The organism is Agromyces tardus (genome assembly GCF_003710805.1).
Classification (GTDB): Bacteria; Actinomycetota; Actinomycetes; order Actinomycetales; family Microbacteriaceae; genus Agromyces; species Agromyces tardus.
Genome location: NZ_RHHB01000028.1, coordinates 23,273 through 40,272 on the forward strand (window position 1 = coordinate 23,273; position 17,000 = coordinate 40,272).

Sequence of the window (17,000 nt, forward strand, 5' to 3'; positions counted from 1 at the left end):
CGCGGGCTACGCTGGCGTGCATGCCCGAGTCGATGCTGCTCGCCGCTGCCACCGGAGTGGTCGCGGGGGCGCTCGCCGTGGGCCTCGTGGTGCTGCTGCGCCGGCTCGTCGTCGCGTCGAAGGAGCTCGGCACCGACGCCGAGCGGGCCACCTACGAGACGCTGCACCTCGCGTCGCGGGCGGCCAAGCACCTGCGGGGCGACATGACCGAGGCGGATGCCGCGCGGGCGGGCCGCCACCTGCGGTCGATGCTGGGCGCCGACAGCCTCGCGATCGTCATGCCCGGCGGCCTCGTCGCGGTCGACGGCGACGAGGTCGTGCGGCCGGTCGCGGAACGGCTCGCCGCGGAGGCCACCGCGACGGGCCGGTCCCAGGTGCAGCGGCGCATCGCGCTCGCCCCCGACACGGCAGAGACGGATGCCGTGGCCGCGCCCATCCGCGCGGGCGGCCGCGCCGTGGGGGCGATCGTGGCGTTCTCGGCACCCGTGCGCGCGGGCCTCGTGCGCGCCACGGGCGAGGTCGCGGACTGGGTGGCCGCCCAGGTGGAGCTCTCCGAGCTCGACGCCTCGCGCGCCGCCCTCGCCGAGGCCGAGGTGCGGGCCCTGCGCGCGCAGATCAGCCCGCACTTCATCTACAACTCGCTCAACGCGATCGCGTCGTTCATCAACACCGACCCGGCGAAGGCGCGCGAGCTCGTGCTCGAGTTCGCCGACTTCACTCGCTACTCGTTCCGCCGGCACGGCGACTTCACGACGGTCGCCGAGGAGCTGCGATCGATCGACTCGTACCTGCGGCTCGAGCGCGCGCGCTTCGGCGAGCGGCTGCAGGTGACCCTGCAGATCGCGCCCGAGGTGCTCTCGACGGTCGTGCCGTTCCTCTCGATCCAGCCGCTCGTCGAGAACGCCGTGCGCCACGGCCTCGAGGGCAAGGAGGGCGGCGGACGCATCACGATCACCGCCGAAGACCAGGGCGCGTTCGCCGAGATCACCGTCGAGGACGACGGGGTCGGCATCGACCCCGAGGTGCTCGCCGACGTGCTCGCGGGCGGCACCCCGGGCGAGCACGTGGGGCTCCGCAACGTCGACGCCCGGCTCCGCCAGGTGTACGGCGACGAGCACGGACTCGTCGTCGAGACGAATGTCGGCTCGGGCACGCTCGTGCGCATGCGGGTGCCGAAGTCCCAGCCGGGGCGCACCGCGGCATCCGTCGACCCCGCCGCGAGGCCCGATGGGAGACTGGTGCCGTGATCTCCGTGCTCATCGCCGATGACGAGCAACCCGCCGTCGACGAGCTCGCGTTCCTGCTCGGGCAGGACCCCCGCGTCGGCGCGATCCACCGCGCGAACTCGGGCTCCGAGGCGATCCGGCTGCTCACGCGCGAGCCCGTCGACGCGGCGTTCCTCGACATCCACATGCCGGGCCTCACGGGCTTCGACCTCGCGCGGGCACTGCAGCGGTTCGAGCACAAGCCCGCGTTCGTGTTCGTCACGGCCGACGAGGAGGGCGCGCTCGAGGCGTTCGACCTCGCCGCCGTCGACTACCTGCTGAAGCCCGTTCGGGCCGAGCGGCTGCAGCGCTCGGTGACGCGCATCGTCGAGGCCATGAAGGCGGCCGGCGGGGGCCCAGGCGCTGGGGATGCCGCGGGGCCCGCGTCGGGGCCCGAGATGATCGCCGTGACGCTCGGCGGCACGACGCGCATGATCCGCCGCGACGAGGTGCGCTACGTGCAGGCGCAGGGCGACTACGCCCGGCTGCACACCGAGGAGGCGAGCTACCTCGTGCGCGTGCCGATGGCCGACCTCGAGCGGCAGTGGGCGGATGCCGGATTCGTGCGCGTGCATCGCTCGTACCTCGTCTCGCTCGCCCACGTCGCTCGCGTGCGGCTCGGCGCCGACCGCCCGACGATCTCGGTCGGGCCGGTCGAGCTCCCCGTGAGCCGGCGCCTGCTGCCCGGACTCCGCGACCGCCTCGAGGCGGCGACCCTGCGGCCACGGCCGTGAGCGACGAGGCGCCGGAGCCGCCCGCCCGCGTACGGGTGACCGCGCCGCGCGCCGGCGGGCCCGCGGCATCCGCTCGACCCGAGGCACGAGCGCCCGGCGAGGCCGGCGCACCGACGAGCGACATCCAGGGCGTGTACGTGCGCTCGCTCATCCGCTCGCAACTGCGCATCGGGCTCGTGTTCGCGGCGGGCTTCGCCATCGCGACCGCGCTGTTCGCGCTCGCGCTCGCGTTCACTCCGGCGCTCGACGAGACCTTCGTCGCGGGCGTGCCCGTGTCATGGCTGCTCCTCGCCGTGGGCGTCTACCCGCTCGCCCTCACGGTCGCCGCGCTGTACGTGCGCGCCGCGTCGCGCAACGAGTCGCGCTACCGCTCGCTCTCGCAGCAGGACCGCGCATGAACCCCGTGATCGGGTACGCCGCGATCGCCGCGGTCGCGCTCGCGTCGGCGCTCATCGGCTTCTACGGACTGCGCGTCTCGCGCACGACGAGCGACTTCTACGTCGCCTCGCGCACCGTGCGTCCGTGGTGGAACGCCTCGGCGATCGGGGGCGAGTACCTCTCGGCGGCATCGTTCCTCGGCATCGCCGGGCTCATCCTGCTCACCGGCTCCGACGCCCTCTGGTTCCCGATCGGCTACACCGCCGGGTACCTCATGCTGCTGCTCTTCGTGGCGGCGCCGCTGCGACGCTCGGGCGCGTACACGATCCCCGACTTCACCGAGGCGCGCCTCGAGTCGCGGTGGGCGCGCCGGGTCACGAGCCTGCTCGTCATCGTGATCGGCTGGTTCTACATCGTGCCGCAGTTGCAGGGCGCGGCCCTCACGGTGCGCATCACGACGGGACTGCCCGCCTGGGTCGGCTCGGTCGCCGTCGCCGTGATCGTGGCGGTCGTCGTCGCAGCGGGCGGCATGCGGTCGATCACCTTCGTGCAGGCGTTCCAGTTCTGGCTCAAGCTCACGGCGCTCGCGGTGCCGGCGTTCGCGCTGCTCTTCGTGGTGGGCGGCGGCGCGCCCGCCGAACTCCCGCCCGCCCAGGCGTTCCCGCCCTCGGCCGGCCCCGGCGACCACGACGTCTACCGCACGGTCTCCCTCATGGTGGCATTGCTGCTCGGCACGCTCGGCCTCCCCCACGTGCTCGTGCGCTTCTACACGAACCCCGACGGCGTGGCCGCACGCCGCACGACGCTCATCGTGCTCGGGCTGCTCTCGGTGTTCTACCTGTTCCCCACGGTGTTCGGCCTCCTCGGCCGCGCGTTCGCACCCGACCTCGCGTCGACTGGGGAGGCCGACGCGCTCGTGCTGCTCCTTCCCGGACGCCTCGTCCCGGGCGTCTGGGGCGACCTGCTCACGGCGCTCGTCATCGGCGGGGCGTTCGCCGCGTTCCTGTCGACGTCGTCGGGGCTCGTGGTCTCGCTCGCAGGTGTCATCAGCCAGGACCTCCTCGGCGGCAGCGTGCGCGGCTTCCGCATCGCGGCGGTCGCCTCGGCGGCCGTGCCGCTCGTCGTTGCGCTCGCGATGGAGCCGGCGGGCCTCGCGGGCAGCGTGGGCCTCGTGTTCGCGTTCACGGCGTCGACGCTCTGCCCGGTGCTCCTGCTCGGCATCTGGTGGCGCGGACTCACCGCGCGCGGCGCGATCGCCGGCATGGTCACGGGCGCGATGCTGTCGGGTGCGGCGATCCTCGGCGGTGCGGCGCTCTCGGCGGCGGCGCCCGGCATCCGCCCGCTGCTCGAGCAGCCCGCCGCATGGACGGTGCCGATCGCGGTGCTCGTCACCGTGCTCGTCTCCCGCGGCGACCGCCGCCGAGTGCCCCGCGGCGTCGACGCGTTCCTCACCCGCCTGCACGTGCCGGAGCGCGAGGCCGGCTGACGCTGCCCGGTGCCGGGTGCCGGGTGCCCGGTGCCCGGTGCCCGGTGCCGAGCGGACGCCGCCCCCACCCCCACCCCCGCCACCGCCGCCCCCGCCGCCCGCGATCCCGGGCTTCCCCGCGCGAGCGATCCCCTGCAGGAGTGAAGTTTCTGGGCTGGAGTACCCGAGCCCCCGACACTCCAGCCCAGAAACCTCACTCCCGCGCGGCGCGGAGCGGAGCTCGTTGGCGCGGCGCGCCAGCGGCGATCCGGCTGGGCGGATGCCGCTACTCGGCGCCGGCCGAGTAGCCGAGTCGCAGCGGGCCCGAGTCCCACGCAGCGACGCGCTGCTCGAGCCGCGCCCGCACCGCGGGCCACTCGTCGACCAGGATCGAGTAGACCGCCGTGTCGCGCCAGGTGCCGTCGGCGCGACGCTTGTGGCGTCGCGCGATGCCCTCGAACCGCGCGCCGAGCTTCTCGATCGCGGCGCGCGACCGCGCGTTCACCGCGTCGGCCTGGATCTTCACGCGGCCGAACCCGTGCCCGAAGGCGAGCCCGAGCTGCAGGAGCTTCACCTCGGGGTTCACGACCGTGCCCCACACCCGCGGGTCGAAGGCCGTCCAGCCGATGTGCGCCGACTCGTTGGCGAGGTCGAGGTCGCCGAGCTTCGTGGCGCCGATGATCGTGCCGTCGTCGTCGCCACCGCGCACGCGCACCGCGAACGGCACTCCGTCGTCGGCAGGCGTGTACGAGGCGCGCGCGAACCGGTCGAACGCCTCGGCCCCGATGGGCAGTCCCGCCGGGCCGCCGCCGAATCCGCTCGCGAACACCTCCGGCCGCGCGATCGCGCGGGCCAGCGCCGGGAAGTCGTCGGGCGTCATCGGAGTGAGGATGAGGAAGCGCCCGACGAGCGGCGCGTCGTGGGGGCGTCGTGCGGTCACCGGTCGAGTCTCGCACGCGCGAGGTGCACGGCACGAGGCGAACGGGTGACGGGCGGGTTGCCGTCCGGGCGCCGGGCCATCCGGGCCGCCCGGGCCCACCGGCTGGAAGCTCCTTGTGAATCCGGCCGCCGCGGCATCCGACGCCTCTACGATGACGATCGACACCGCTCAACGGAAGGACTGGTGGGGGAAATGGGAGCACTGGACGACCTGGCGAAGAACGCGCAGGAGTTCGTCGAGCAGAACAAGGACAAGATCGACGAGGCCCTGAACAGCGAGCAGGCCGAGGACATCAGCGACAAGGTCCTCGACGCCGTCTCGGACGCGGCCAAGAAGGTCACGCCCGACGAGCACGACGCGAAGATCGACGACGTGCGCGCGAACATCGACAAGTCGATCGGCACCGAGCCGTAGGCCTGGCCCGGCTCACGACGATCGGGGCGGATGTCGCAGCGCTGCGACATCCGCCCCCCTCGTGTCCTCACGCGGCCGGCGGCCCGGTCGGGCGCGACCCGGGCGAGCAGTCGTAGCCGGACAGCCCGAGCGAGCCGGCCCCGAGGCGGCAGCCCTCAGTCGAGCAGGTCGTGCAGCTGCACGATCTCGTCGCGGCCAGGACCGACGCCGATCGCGGAGATGCGAGCCCCCGACATGGCCTCGAGCTCGCGCACGTAGCTCTGCGCGTTCGCCGGCAGCTCCTCGAAGCTGCGGGCCCCCGAGATGTCCTCGGTCCAGCCGGGGAACTCCTCGTACACGGGCTTCGCGTGGTGGAAGTCGGACTGCGACACGGGCACCTCGTCGAAGATCTGCCCGTCGACGTCGTAGGCCACCGCGACGGGGATCGACTCCACGCCCGTGAGCACGTCGAGCTTCGTGAGCACGAAGTCGGTGACGCCGTTGATGCGCGCCGTGTAGCGGGCGATGGGGGCGTCGTACCAGCCGGTGCGGCGACGGCGGCCGGTGGTGGTGCCGAACTCGTGGCCGCGCTCGGAGAGGAAGTCGCCCCACTCGTCGAAGAGCTCGGTGGGGAACGGCCCGGCGCCGACCCGCGTCGTGTACGCCTTGACGACGCCGATGACGCGGTCGATGCGGTTCGGCGCGATGCCCGAACCCGTGACGGCGCCGCCGCTCGTCGCGTTCGACGAGGTGACGAACGGGTAGGTGCCGTGGTCGACGTCGAGCATCGTGGCCTGGCCGCCCTCGAAGAGCACGGTCTCGCCGGCCTCGAGCGCCCGGTGCAGCAGCAGCGAGGTGTCGGTGACCATGGGTCGCAGGCGGTCGACGTAGGCGAGGAGCTCGTCGACGACCTCGTCGACGCCGATGGCACGGCGGTTGTAGACCTTCACGAGCAGGTGGTTCTTCTGGTCGAGTGCGCCCTCGACCTTCTGCCGCAGGATGTTCTCGTCGAAGAGGTCCTGCATGCGAAGGCCCACGCGGTTGATCTTGTCGGCGTAGGCGGGGCCGATGCCTCGGCCCGTGGTGCCGATCTGGCGCTTGCCGAGGAAGCGCTCGGTCACCTTGTCGAGGGTGCGGTGGTACTGCGTGATGATGTGCGCGTTCGCGCTCACGCGGAGCTTCGAGACGTCCACCCCGCGGGTCTCGAGCGCCTCGAGCTCCTCGAACAGCACCTCGATGTCGACCACGACGCCGTTCGCGATGACCGGCGTGACGCCCGGCGTGAGGATGCCCGACGGCAGCAGGTGCAGGGCGTACTTCTCGTCGCCGACGACGACCGTGTGGCCCGCGTTGTTGCCGCCGTTGAACTTCACGACGTAGTCGAGGCGCGAGGCGAGCAGGTCGGTCGCCTTGCCCTTGCCCTCGTCGCCCCACTGGGCTCCGATCAATACGACCGCGGGCATGTCAGTCCTCTCGTGCCGCACCCGGTGCGGCGTCGGGGTTCGAGTCGCCTGCGGGCACCTCGGTGGGCGCGGCCGGCGGCAGGGAGTCGGTCACGATGATCGGGATGAGCTGGGTCGGCGTGAACTCCGACGCGATGCGCGCGGGCGCCTCGGCGTCGGCACGCGCGAGCTCGTCGGCGAGCTGCGCGGCCTTCTCGTCGAGGCCGAGGTGCCCGGCGGCCCGTCGCTGCGTGTCGAGGCCGCGCAGGTAGGCGCGGTTCGGCTCGTCGCTCCACGGCACCGGCGAGCCGGGCGTCCAGCCGGATGCCGCGAGCTGCTCGCGTGCCAGGTCGACGGCGACCGACGCGAACGCGAACGACTCGAGATGCCGCCCCTCGGAGTCGGCGATGTCGGCCAGTTCGGTCCAGGCGAGCGGCGAGGACGGGTGGGATGCGACGACCCCTGCGACGGATGCGCGGTCACCCTGCGCGAGCTCCTGCCGCACCTCGGGTTCGTCGGCCAGCGACGCCCCCGGCTCGAGTGCTGATTCGTCTGCAGTCACACTCAACCTTATCGCGGGGGCCCTTCGGCGCCCCGGATGCGCCGCGGACTCATGCGCCGTCCACCAGGCGCACCGCGGGCTCGACATCGGCGAGCGCGGGCCCGAGCCCCAGGTCGACGAGCACGACGCGGCCGGCGTACGCGGAGCCCGGCGGCACGAGCAGCCCCGCCTTCACGGCGCCGAACGTGACGGTGACGTCGGCGGGCAGCACCGTGGGGTCCGGCGCGGCGCCGTCGTCGGCTCCGATGCCGCTCGGCAGGTCGACGGCGACGACGAGCGGATGCCGCGTGGCCGACGCTCGCAGCTCGAGCACCCGCGCCACGAGCTCGCGGGCGCGGCCGCGCAGGGCGGGACTCGCGGCCGCGCCGATGCCGAGGATCCCGTCCACGATCACGTCGGCATCGACGACGGCACGGTCGAACCCGTCGGGGTCGGCGTCGGGGTCGAGGTCGGTCGCGCCGGCGGCGCGTGCGGATGCCACCCCCTCCTCGTGGAGGCGCGAACCCGTCGCGACGATCCGCACGTCGGCGCCGTGTGCGGCGAGCTCGGCCCCCGCGTAGAGCGCGTCGCCGCCGTTGTCGCCGGATCCAGCGAGCACGACGACGAGCGCCGGCCCCGTGGCATCCGCCCGGGCCGGAATCAGGCGCTCGATCTCGGCGGCGAGGGCGGACGCGGCGCGGCGCATGAGCGGCTCCCCCGCCGCGAGCAGCGGCGCCTCGGCCGCGCGCACCTGGGCGGCGATGTAGCCGTGCTCGGGTCGGGGTGCGTCGCTGCTCACGCGGCGAGCCTACGCCGCGGCATCCGCTCGTGCCCACGCCCCGCGACCCCGCCCCGGCCCGTGCGCACCCATGCGTGCCCCGCCCGGATCCCGGTCACGAGCGCAGGAGGACGCGCCGCGCGCGCCACCGGAGCAGGAGCGAACGCCGCGCGCCGCCGCCCGCCGTCCTGCTCCGAGGACCGGGCCGCCGCCGCCGTCACGCGGAAGCCGAGGCATCCACACCTCCCGTAGGCTTGAGCGCATGTCGAAGGTTCTCACCTCCCTGCCCGTCGGCGAGCGCGTCGGCATCGCCTTCTCCGGGGGTCTCGACACCTCCGTCGCCGTCGCGTGGATGCGCGAGAAGGGGGCGGTGCCCTGCACCTACACGGCCGACCTCGGCCAGCCCGACGAGCCCGACGTGGAGGCCGTGCCCGGCCGTGCGCTCGAGTACGGCGCCGAGCTCTCGCGGCTCGTCGACTGCCGCGCAGCGCTCGTCGAGGAGGGCCTCGTCGCCCTGCAGTGCGGCGCGTTCCACATCCGCTCGGGAGGCAAGGCGTACTTCAACACCACGCCGCTCGGTCGCGCCGTCACGGGCACGCTGCTCGTGCGCGCGATGATGGAGGACGGCGTCGACATCTGGGGCGACGGCTCGACCTACAAGGGCAACGACATCGAGCGGTTCTACCGCTACGGCCTCATGGCCAACCCGCGCCTGCACATCTACAAGCCGTGGCTCGACCGCGACTTCGTCACCGAGCTCGGCGGCCGCACCGAGATGAGCCGGTGGATGCAGGCGCGCGACCTGCCCTACCGCGCCTCCGTCGAGAAGGCGTACTCCACCGACGCGAACATCTGGGGCGCCACCCACGAGGCCAAGAAGCTCGAGGACCTCGACGCGGGCATCACGCTCGTCGAGCCGATCATGGGCGTGCGCTTCTGGGACGAGTCGGTCGAGATCGCCGCCGAAGACGTGACGGTGCGCTTCGAGCAGGGCCGCCCGGTGGCCCTCAACGGCGTCGAGTTCGCGGACGCCGTCGAGCTCGTGCTCGAGGCCAACACGATCGGCGGCCGGCACGGCCTCGGCATGAGCGACCAGATCGAGAACCGCATCATCGAGGCGAAGAGCCGCGGCATCTACGAGGCGCCGGGCATGGCGCTGCTGCACATCGCGTACGAGCGGCTGCTCAACGCGATCCACAACGAGGACACCGTCGCGAACTACCACAACGAGGGCCGCCGCCTCGGCCGCCTCATGTACGAGGGCCGCTGGCTCGACCCGCAGTCGCTCATGCTGCGCGAGTCGATCGTGAAGTGGGTCGCCTCGGCCGTCACGGGCGAGGTCACGCTGCGCCTGCGTCGCGGCGACGACTACACGATCATGAACACGAGCGGTCCGGCGCTCAGCTACCACCCCGACAAGCTCTCGATGGAGCGCGTCGGCGACCAGGCGTTCGGCCCCGAGGACCGCATCGGCCAGCTCACGATGCGCAACCTCGACATCGCCGACTCGCGCGCCCGCCTCGAGCAGTACGCGCACCTCGGCATCGTGGGCGGCGCCACCGCGGCGCTCGTGGGCGACCTCGCCGAGGGCCGCGCGGCCGAGATCGCGGCCGGTCCCGTCGAGACCGAGCTCGAGGCCAAGACGGATGCCGCGAACGAGGCCGCCGCGTTCGACCTCGGCACCGACTGACCCGAGCGGCCCCGGGCCCCCGCCGACTGGGGACTTCCGTCCCCTATCCCGCCGCGCGCACGACTGCCATACTCGGACGACCGCCGCGCGGGCGCACCGTCGCGGCGAGCCTGCGACCGGACGGGGGAGGGCGCGATGACCGTCGATGGGACTGCTCGAACAGGCCGGGGATCGTGAGCGAGCAGTGGCCGATCATCGGCCTCATCCTGGTGCTGGCGGACTGGGTGATCCGCATCGCGGCGCTGATCGTCATCCCGCGGGACCGCAAGCCGACCGCGTCGATGGCCTGGCTGCTCGCGATCTTCCTCATCCCCTTCGTCGGCATCCTGCTGTTCCTGCTCATCGGCAACGTCAAGCTCCCGAAGAAGCGCCGTGATCGCCAGACCGAGATCAACCGCATGATCGCCGAGCGCGCCGACGGAATGGACCTCGTGGCCGACCGGTCGGAGTGGCCGACGTGGTTCGCGTCGGTCGTCGAGCAGAACCGCGTGCTCGGCGCGCTGCCCGCCGCGGGCGGCAACACCGCCCATCTCATCGGCGACTACCAGGCGTCGATCGACGCGATGGCGGCCGACATCGACACGGCGGAGCACTTCGTGCACGTCGAGTTCTTCATCGTGTCGCTCGACACGACGACGAAGGGCTTCTTCGCGGCGATGGAGCGCGCCGTGCAGCGCGGGGTCGTCGTGCGCGTGCTGCTCGACCACATCTCGACGGGCCGCTCGGCGACCCACGAGGCCACGTACGCCGAGCTCGACCGGATCGGCGCGAAGTGGAGCTTCCTGCTCCCGGTGATGCCGTTCAAGGGCAAGTACCAGCGGCCCGACCTGCGCAACCACCGCAAGCTCGTCGTCGTCGACGGCCGCGTCGGCTACATGGGGTCGCAGAACCTCATCGACCGCAGCTACAACTCGAAGAAGAACCTCAAGCGCGGGCTCCAGTGGCAGGAGCTCGTCGCCCGGGTGACCGGGCCGGTGGTGGCGGGCATCAACGGCGTCTTCCTCTCCGACTGGTACTCCGAGACCGACGAGAACCTGCTCGCCACCGAGCACCTGCCGGCGACCGAGGCGCCGTTCAGCACGGACCCCGATGCGCTCGACTGCCAGGTCGTGCCGAGCGGCCCGGCCTACGAGGGCGAGAACAACCTGCGCCAGTTCCTCGCACTCGTGAACTCGGCGCAGCAGCAGGTCATCATCACGAGCCCGTACTTCGTGCCCGACGAGGCCATGATCTACGCGATCACGTCGGCGAGCCTGCGCGGCCTCGAGGTGCAGCTCTTCGTCTCCGAGATCGGCGACCAGGGCTCGGTCTGGCACGCGCAGCGGTCGTACTACGGCCAGCTCCTGCGTGCCGGGGTGCGGATCTTCATGTACCCGGGCCCGTACATCCTGCACGCGAAGCACATGTCGATCGACGACGACGTCGCGGTGATCGGCTCCAGCAACATGGACATCCGGTCGTTCAACCTCAACTTCGAGGTCATGCTGCTCGTGCGCGGGCCGTCGTTCGTCGCGGAGATGCGCGAGGTCGAGGCCGGCTACCGGGCGGTCGGCCGCGAGCTCACCCTCGAGGAGTGGGAGCGCGAGCCCGCGTCCGCCACGTTCCTCGACGGCATCGCGCGGCTCACCTCCGCCCTGCAGTGAGCATGAGCGCGGTCGGGCGACGGGGCGGGGTCGGACATGCTTGACGCGATCGGCCACGTCCTCCCCATCGCGCTCGCCGTGGCGATCAGCTCGGTGCCGATCATGGCCACGATCCTGATCCTGCTGTCGCCGAAACGAGGGCGCTCGGCGTTGCCGTTCCTCATCGGCTGGGTGCTCGGGATCGCCGCGGTCGTCTCGGCCTGCACGCTCTTCGCGCAGCTCATCCCGACCACGCGGTCGTCGCGTCGACCCGAGACGGCGATCGGCATCGCGGAGATCCTCGTGGGCCTCACGCTCGTGGTGGTCGGCATCCTCGCCTGGCGTCGCGCCGTGAAGAACCCCTCGACCGCCATGCCGAAGTGGCTGAGCGCAGTCGACTCGTTCGGTCCGTGGGCCGCCTTCGGCGTCGCCTTCGCCCTCAACGTGCGTCCGAAGGGCCTGCTGCTCGCGATCGCAGCCGGGCTCGCGATCCGGGCCGATGACCTTCCGTTGGGCGAGTCCGCCGTGGTGATCGCGATCTACACGCTCGTGGGAGCGTCGACGGTCGCCGTCCCGATCATCATGACCCTCGCCGCGCCCGAGCGCATGCGACCCCGCCTCCTGGCGGCACAGGACTGGATCACGCGGAACAACGGCGCCCTCACCGGCCTCATCCTCGTGCTCATCGGCGTCGTGATCCTCGGCACCGGCCTCGGTCGGCTCTAGGCGCCAGGCCGCGACCAGGCGACAGGTCGAGCGGATGGCGCGGCGCGGGCCGCATCCGTCGCTGCGCATTCGCTGTGCGTGCCGCCCATAACTTGCACACCGACGTGCAACTTAGTAGCCTCGACCCATGCCGTCCGACACCGACGCGGGCCGCCGCGCACCACGTCGGGACGCGGCGGAGAACCGCGAAGCCCTGCTCACCGCCGCCGCCGCGGCGCTCGCCGCCTCGCCCGACGCCTCGCTCGAGGCGATCGCCGCCGATGCCGGGCTCAGCCGCCGCTCGGTCTACGGGCACTTCGCGAACCGCGACGAGCTCATCCTCGCGCTCATCGACCGCGGCGCGGCGCGCTTCAACGCCGTCGCCGCCGGTGTCGACCACCACGACGCATCCGTCGCCCTCGCACTGCTCGGCACGCGCCTCTGGCACGCCATCGTGCACGTGCGGCTGCTCGCCCGCATCGCGCTGCGCGAGCCCTACGTCGAGCGCGTCGCCGACGCCGTCGCACCCGTGCGCGCCAGGCTCGGCGAGCTCGTGGCGCGTGGCGCGGCCGACGGCACCGTGCGCAGCGACATCCGCCCGCCCGTGCTCGCCCGGCTCATCGAGGAGGCGGCGATCGCCGTGCTCGTCGAGGCTGCAGCGCACGAGCTCGACGACGAGGAGGGCCGGCGACTCGTGATGCTCGCCGTGCTCGGCACGGCCGGGCTCTCGTGGCGCGAGGCCGGCGCGCTCATCGCGGCGAACCCCGAACTCTCCCGAGAGGCATCCGAATGAGGATCGATCTGCGCGGCGTCCGCAAGGGGCGCCGCGGGCAGGCCCTGCCCACCACGACCATCGGCTTCGAGTCCGGCCGGGCCACGCTCGCCCGCGCCGAGACCGAGCAGCGCCCCACCGTGCTCGGGCTGCTCGCCTCCGGGCGCATGCGGCCCGACGCGGGCGAGGTGACCCTCGACGGGCGGGCGGATGCCGCGGCGATCCGCCGGCGCATCGCACTCGTCGACGCGCCCGGCGTGTGCGACCCTGCGCCGAACGTCACCGTGGCCGGCGTCGCCGCCGAGGAGCTCATGTTCGCCGGCATCCCGGCGGGCCCCGTCTCGGTGTCCCGCTGGCTCGCGGAGCTCGGACTCGACGCCGTGGCCCGTGTCCCCATCGCCAACGTCGCCCCTGAGGTGCGGCTGCGCCTGCTCACCGAGCTCGCGATCCTGCGCGACGGCGTCGAGGGACTCGTCATCGTGTCGCCCGACCGCCACGGCGGCGACCCCATGGCGTGGTGGTCGATCGCCCGCGACCTCGCCGACCGCGGCTTCGCCGTGCTCGTCATCGCGGGCGACGCCTCGGCCGCCGCCATCGGCGCCGCGGCGATGATCGCCCGGATGCAGGCCGACGACGACGTGGACGAGGCCGACGACGAGCTCGTGCTCGCCGAGGGGGGACTCGCGTGAAGGTCCCGCAGATGATCGCGGCGGAGTTCCGCCGACTCACCGCCACCCGCATGTCGGTGCTCGCGCTGCTCGCGCTCGTCGCGGTGCCCGTGCTCTACGGCGGGCTCTACCTCTGGGCGAACCAGGACCCGTACGCCAAGTTCCCCGAGGTGCCGGTGGCCCTCGTCGTGGAGGACCGCGGCACGGCCGCGACCGCCGACGAGCCCGCGCGCAACATCGGCGACGAGGTCGCCGACGGGCTCATCGCCGACGGCGCCTTCGACTGGCACCGGGTCTCGGCCGGCGAGGCCGCGGCGGGGCTCGACGACTCGAGCTACGACTTCGCGATCACGATCCCGGCCGACTTCAGCGACGCCCTCGCGTCGATCCAGACGGATGCCCCCCGCCAGGCGGAGATCCTGCTCTCGACGAACGACGCCAACAGCTACCTCGCGGGCACGATCGGCAAGCAGGCCGTCGAGCGGATCCGCACCGAGATCGCCGAGAAGGTCGGCCGCGAGGCCGCCTCGCTGCTGCTCGACTCGATCGCGACGATCCGCGGCAACCTCGTGGAAGCGGCCGACGGGGCCGCGCAGCTCGCCGACGGCGCCGGCAGCGCGGTCGACGGCGCCGGGCGGCTCGCCGACGGCGCGTCCGCACTCGCCGGCGGCACGGCGCAGCTCGCCGATGGGTCCGCCCGGCTCGCCGACGGCACGTCCCGGCTCACCGACGGGTCGGCGCAGGTCGCGAGCGGAGCCGACCAGGTGGCCGACGGGAACGAGCAGCTCGCGGCATCCGCCGACCGGGTCGGCGCGGCCGTGGGCGACGCGACCGCCGCCCTGCCCCGGGCGCGCGACGAGATCGCCGCGGAGCTCGCCGCACGCGGCGTCGACCAGGCGACGATCGATGCGGCGCTCGCCCGCCTCGATCCGCTGGGCGCCGACATCGAGGCCGGCAACGCGCGGGTGCAGGAGGTCGTGGGGCAGATCGACGAGCTCGCGGTGGGCAGCCGGCAGGTGGCCGACGGCAGTGCCGACCTCGCGACAGGAGCACGCTCGGCGGCGGACGGCGCGGCGCGGCTCGCCGACGGCGCGGCACAGGCGGCCGACGGGGCCGCGCGGCTGAGCGCCGGCGTGGGCACGCTGCAGGACGGCCTCGGCCAGCTCGCCTCGGGCGCGGGCGCCCTGCGCGACGGGCTCGCCGACGGCGTGGCGCAGATCCCGGACTCCGACCAGGCGACCCGTGACGCGCAGGCGCAGACCATCTCGGATCCGATCGCCCTCGAGACGACCGAGGTCGCCCACGCCGACAGCTACGGCGCCGGCCTCGCGCCGTTCTTCGCGGCCCTCGCCGGCTGGATCGGCATCTACGCGCTCTTCCTCATCGTGAAGCCCGTCTCACGCCGGGCCGTCACCGCGTTGCACTCCCCCCTGCGCGTGACGCTCGCGGGCTGGCTCACGCCGGGCGTGCTCGGTGCGTTGCAGATGGCTGCGCTGTACCTCGTGCTCGCGGTGACGCTCGGGTTCCAGATGAGCAACCCGGTGGCGACGATCGGCATCATGGTGCTCGCCTCGGCGACCTACGCGGCGATCATCCTCGCGCTCAACGTGTGGTTCGGCTCGGTCGGCCAGTTCCTCGGGCTCGTGCTCATGGTGCTGCAGCTCGTCACCGCGGGCGGCACGTTCCCGTGGCAGACGCTGCCGGCGCCCCTCGCGGCGCTGCACCAGGTGCTGCCCATGGGCTACGTCGTCGATGCGCTGCGCCAGGCCATGTACGGCGGCGACCTCGCCCGCGCGGGCACCGACGCGCTCGTGCTCGTCGCGTGGCTCGCCGGAGCCCTCGTGCTCGCCGCGGTCGGCGTGACGCGGATGACGCACTACCGCACGCTGCGCGACCTGCAGCCGAGCCTCATCGGCTGACTCGGCGTCGCCGACCCGGCGCGGGAGCCGGGCCGTCGGGCGCTCGGCGGGCCTGCCGTCAGGCCGCGGTCTGCTGGTGCGCGGCCACGTGCCACGCGCCGTCGTCGTAGAGGTAGGTCGTCGACATCCGCAGGTTCGACACGTCGTCGCCCCGGCGCGCGACCGCGCGGTAGACGAGCATGCCGGCGCGGTCGCCGAGCCGGATGATCGCGGGCTCGTGCAGCTCGTACGAGTCCCACGGCGGTGCCGAGCGGAAGGCCTTGAGCACCTCGTCGCGGTCGAGCACCGCGCCCTCGACGACCATGAGCGCGTCGCGCGTCATCGCGCGGGCGTAGTGCTCGCCTCCGTGGCCCTCGAGGATCGCCCGCCATCCGGCGTGCTCCTCGTGCAGCAGACGGGCGGGCAGATCGTCGGTGATCTCGGTCATCTGCCCACCGTAGCCGCGAGGGTGCCCGCGAGGAAGAGCCCGCGGCATCCGATCGCAGGCGAACCGCTCAGAGCCAGTTGCGCCGCTTGAAGATGACGTAGAGCGAGGTGGCGAACGCCGTCATGAGCGCGAGGGCGAACGGGTACCCCGCGACCCAGCCCAGCTCGGGCATGAAGTCGAAGTTCATGCCGTAGATCCCCGCGATGAGCGTGGGTGCGAAGATGATGGCCGCCCAGCTCGCGATCTTCTTCGACTGCTCGCTCTGCGACAGGGTCGTCTCGCCGAGGCGCTTCATCTCCTCGTTCTGGCGCTGCGTGACGAGGGTCGCATGCACCTGCAGCGCGTTCTGCAGCAGCTGCCGGAACGACTCGCCGCGCTCGACGATGCGGATCACGTGGTCCTTCACGTCGCGCAGGTAGCGCTGCAGCTCGAGGTCGACGGCGTACTTCTCGAAGCCGCGCTCGAGCGCGTCGAACATGCCGACGAGCGGACGCGTTGCGCGCTGGAACTCCATGACCTCGCTCGCGAGGTCGTAGATGCGCCGGGTCACCTGGGGGTCGCCCGAGAAGAGCTGCTCCTCGATCTCGTCGATGTCGTTCTCGAGGCCGGCGTCGACGGGCGAGTACTCGTCGACGACCTCGTCGAGCACCGCGTAGAGCACCGCCTCCGGCCCCTTGGCGAGCAGCTCGGGGTGCGCCTCGAGCCGGCGCCGCACCCGGGCCAGGTTCGGGGATTCGGCTCGGCGGATGGTGATCGCGAAGTGGGGCCCGACGAAGAGGTGGAGCTCGCCGAACTCGACCTCCTCGACGTCGTCGAGGTACCGCGCGGGCCGCAGCACGACGAACAGGGTGTCGCCGTAGCGTTCGAGCTTCGCCCGCTGGTGCCCCTTGCGCGCGTCCTCGATGGCGAGCGGATGCAGGTCGAACTCCGCCGCGAGCACGTCGAGCTCGGCGTCGGTGGGGCGGTAGAGGCCGATCCACCCGAACCCGCCGTGCTTCGCCATGGTCTCGAAGGTCTCGTCGAGGGTGGCGGGGGTCGCGACGCGCGCTCCGTCGACGTAGACGGCGTTGTCGATGAGAGGCACAGGGCAACTGTCGCACGGCCCGCGAATCGAGGGCCGGCGTCGGCGACGCCGTGGCGCCGTTCCGTCGTGCGGCCCTGCCGCCGCGGCGCCGTGCCGCCCGGGGTCGTGGTCGTCCGGAGTCGCGGTCGCCCGGAGCCGCGGTCGCGTCAGGCGTCGCCGCGCGACGCGGCCGGCTCG

General features: G+C 73.0%; 17 protein-coding genes. 11 read left to right on the forward strand and 6 right to left on the reverse strand.

The genetic code is table 11. The annotated features are described in order from the left end of the window. Positions 1-20: 20 nt before the first annotated feature. From EDM22_RS13075 to EDM22_RS13090, 4 genes are read left to right on the forward strand one after another with little or no spacing between them, the layout of a single operon-like run. Positions 21-1,247, forward strand: coding sequence for a sensor histidine kinase (locus EDM22_RS13075; protein ID WP_122937527.1), 1,227 nt, complete (start codon positions 21-23; stop codon positions 1,245-1,247). Next, positions 1,244-1,999, forward strand: coding sequence for a LytR/AlgR family response regulator transcription factor (locus EDM22_RS13080; protein ID WP_122937528.1), 756 nt, complete (start codon positions 1,244-1,246; stop codon positions 1,997-1,999). The genes EDM22_RS13075 and EDM22_RS13080 overlap by 4 nt, the downstream gene beginning before the upstream one ends. Continuing rightward, positions 1,996-2,397 (forward strand): hypothetical protein, encoded by a 402-nt coding sequence (locus EDM22_RS13085; protein WP_122937529.1) that lies wholly within the window; start codon positions 1,996-1,998, stop codon positions 2,395-2,397. Before EDM22_RS13080 ends, EDM22_RS13085 begins: the two co-directional genes overlap by 4 nt. Beyond that, complete coding sequence (locus tag EDM22_RS13090) at positions 2,394-3,863, forward strand: sodium/solute symporter (protein ID WP_122937530.1); 1,470 nt, start codon at positions 2,394-2,396, stop codon at positions 3,861-3,863. The genes EDM22_RS13085 and EDM22_RS13090 overlap by 4 nt, the downstream gene beginning before the upstream one ends. Before the next feature lie 265 nt (positions 3,864-4,128). On the opposite strand, the gene EDM22_RS13095 is transcribed toward EDM22_RS13090, so the two are convergent. Further along, positions 4,129-4,782, reverse strand: coding sequence for a GNAT family N-acetyltransferase (locus EDM22_RS13095; RefSeq protein WP_122937531.1), 654 nt, complete (start codon positions 4,780-4,782; stop codon positions 4,129-4,131). A gap of 192 nt (positions 4,783-4,974) precedes the next feature. On the opposite strand from EDM22_RS13095, the gene EDM22_RS13100 reads away from it, so the two are divergent. Continuing rightward, entirely contained in the window at positions 4,975-5,196 is a 222-nt protein-coding gene (locus EDM22_RS13100) for an Rv0909 family putative TA system antitoxin (protein WP_122937532.1), read from the forward strand. Positions 5,197-5,351: 155 nt separating this feature from the next. Here the strand turns inward: EDM22_RS13100 and EDM22_RS13105 are convergent, their stop codons facing one another. From EDM22_RS13105 to EDM22_RS13115, 3 genes are read right to left on the reverse strand one after another with little or no spacing between them, the layout of a single operon-like run. Further along, complete coding sequence (locus EDM22_RS13105; RefSeq protein ID WP_122937533.1) at positions 5,352-6,638, reverse strand: adenylosuccinate synthase; 1,287 nt, start codon at positions 6,636-6,638, stop codon at positions 5,352-5,354. Position 6,639: 1 nt separating this feature from the next. After that, positions 6,640-7,179 carry a DUF3151 family protein gene (locus tag EDM22_RS13110; protein WP_170964128.1) on the reverse strand — a complete coding sequence of 180 codons (540 nt, stop codon included), beginning with the start codon at positions 7,177-7,179 and terminating at the stop codon, positions 6,640-6,642. Positions 7,180-7,228: 49 nt separating this feature from the next. Further along, on the reverse strand, positions 7,229-7,957 hold the full coding sequence (locus EDM22_RS13115; protein ID WP_245989360.1) for an NAD(P)H-hydrate epimerase: 729 nt from the start codon (positions 7,955-7,957) through the stop codon (positions 7,229-7,231). A gap of 241 nt (positions 7,958-8,198) precedes the next feature. On the opposite strand from EDM22_RS13115, the gene argG reads away from it, so the two are divergent. The 6 genes from argG to EDM22_RS13145 all read left to right on the forward strand — a co-directional run bounded on the left by argG (position 8,199) and on the right by EDM22_RS13145 (position 15,312). Further along, on the forward strand, positions 8,199-9,626 hold the full coding sequence (gene argG, locus EDM22_RS13120) for an argininosuccinate synthase (protein WP_122937535.1): 1,428 nt from the start codon (positions 8,199-8,201) through the stop codon (positions 9,624-9,626). A 173-nt stretch (positions 9,627-9,799) separates the two neighbouring features. Next, positions 9,800-11,269 carry a cardiolipin synthase gene (gene cls, locus EDM22_RS13125; RefSeq protein ID WP_245989361.1) on the forward strand — a complete coding sequence of 490 codons (1,470 nt, stop codon included), beginning with the start codon at positions 9,800-9,802 and terminating at the stop codon, positions 11,267-11,269. Positions 11,270-11,305: 36 nt separating this feature from the next. Then, positions 11,306-11,974, forward strand: a complete 669-nt coding sequence (locus EDM22_RS13130) for a GAP family protein (protein ID WP_122937536.1) — start codon at positions 11,306-11,308, stop codon at positions 11,972-11,974. A gap of 127 nt (positions 11,975-12,101) precedes the next feature. Then, complete coding sequence (locus EDM22_RS13135; protein ID WP_122937537.1) at positions 12,102-12,746, forward strand: TetR/AcrR family transcriptional regulator; 645 nt, start codon at positions 12,102-12,104, stop codon at positions 12,744-12,746. Next, a complete protein-coding gene (locus EDM22_RS13140; protein ID WP_212591949.1) occupies positions 12,743-13,414 on the forward strand; it encodes a hypothetical protein in 672 nt (223 codons plus the stop codon). The genes EDM22_RS13135 and EDM22_RS13140 overlap by 4 nt, the downstream gene beginning before the upstream one ends. After that, positions 13,411-15,312, forward strand: a complete 1,902-nt coding sequence (locus tag EDM22_RS13145) for a YhgE/Pip domain-containing protein (protein ID WP_122937538.1) — start codon at positions 13,411-13,413, stop codon at positions 15,310-15,312. The genes EDM22_RS13140 and EDM22_RS13145 overlap by 4 nt, the downstream gene beginning before the upstream one ends. Before the next feature lie 58 nt (positions 15,313-15,370). Here EDM22_RS13145 and EDM22_RS13150 read toward each other — a convergent pair whose 3' ends face one another. Together EDM22_RS13150 and EDM22_RS13155 are read right to left on the reverse strand one after the other, a co-directional pair. Then, positions 15,371-15,739, reverse strand: a complete 369-nt coding sequence (locus EDM22_RS13150) for a nuclear transport factor 2 family protein (protein ID WP_170964129.1) — start codon at positions 15,737-15,739, stop codon at positions 15,371-15,373. 67 nt (positions 15,740-15,806) lie between these two features. Further along, positions 15,807-16,823 (reverse strand): magnesium and cobalt transport protein CorA, encoded by a 1,017-nt coding sequence (locus EDM22_RS13155; protein WP_212591950.1) that lies wholly within the window; start codon positions 16,821-16,823, stop codon positions 15,807-15,809. Positions 16,824-17,000: the final 177 nt, after the last annotated feature.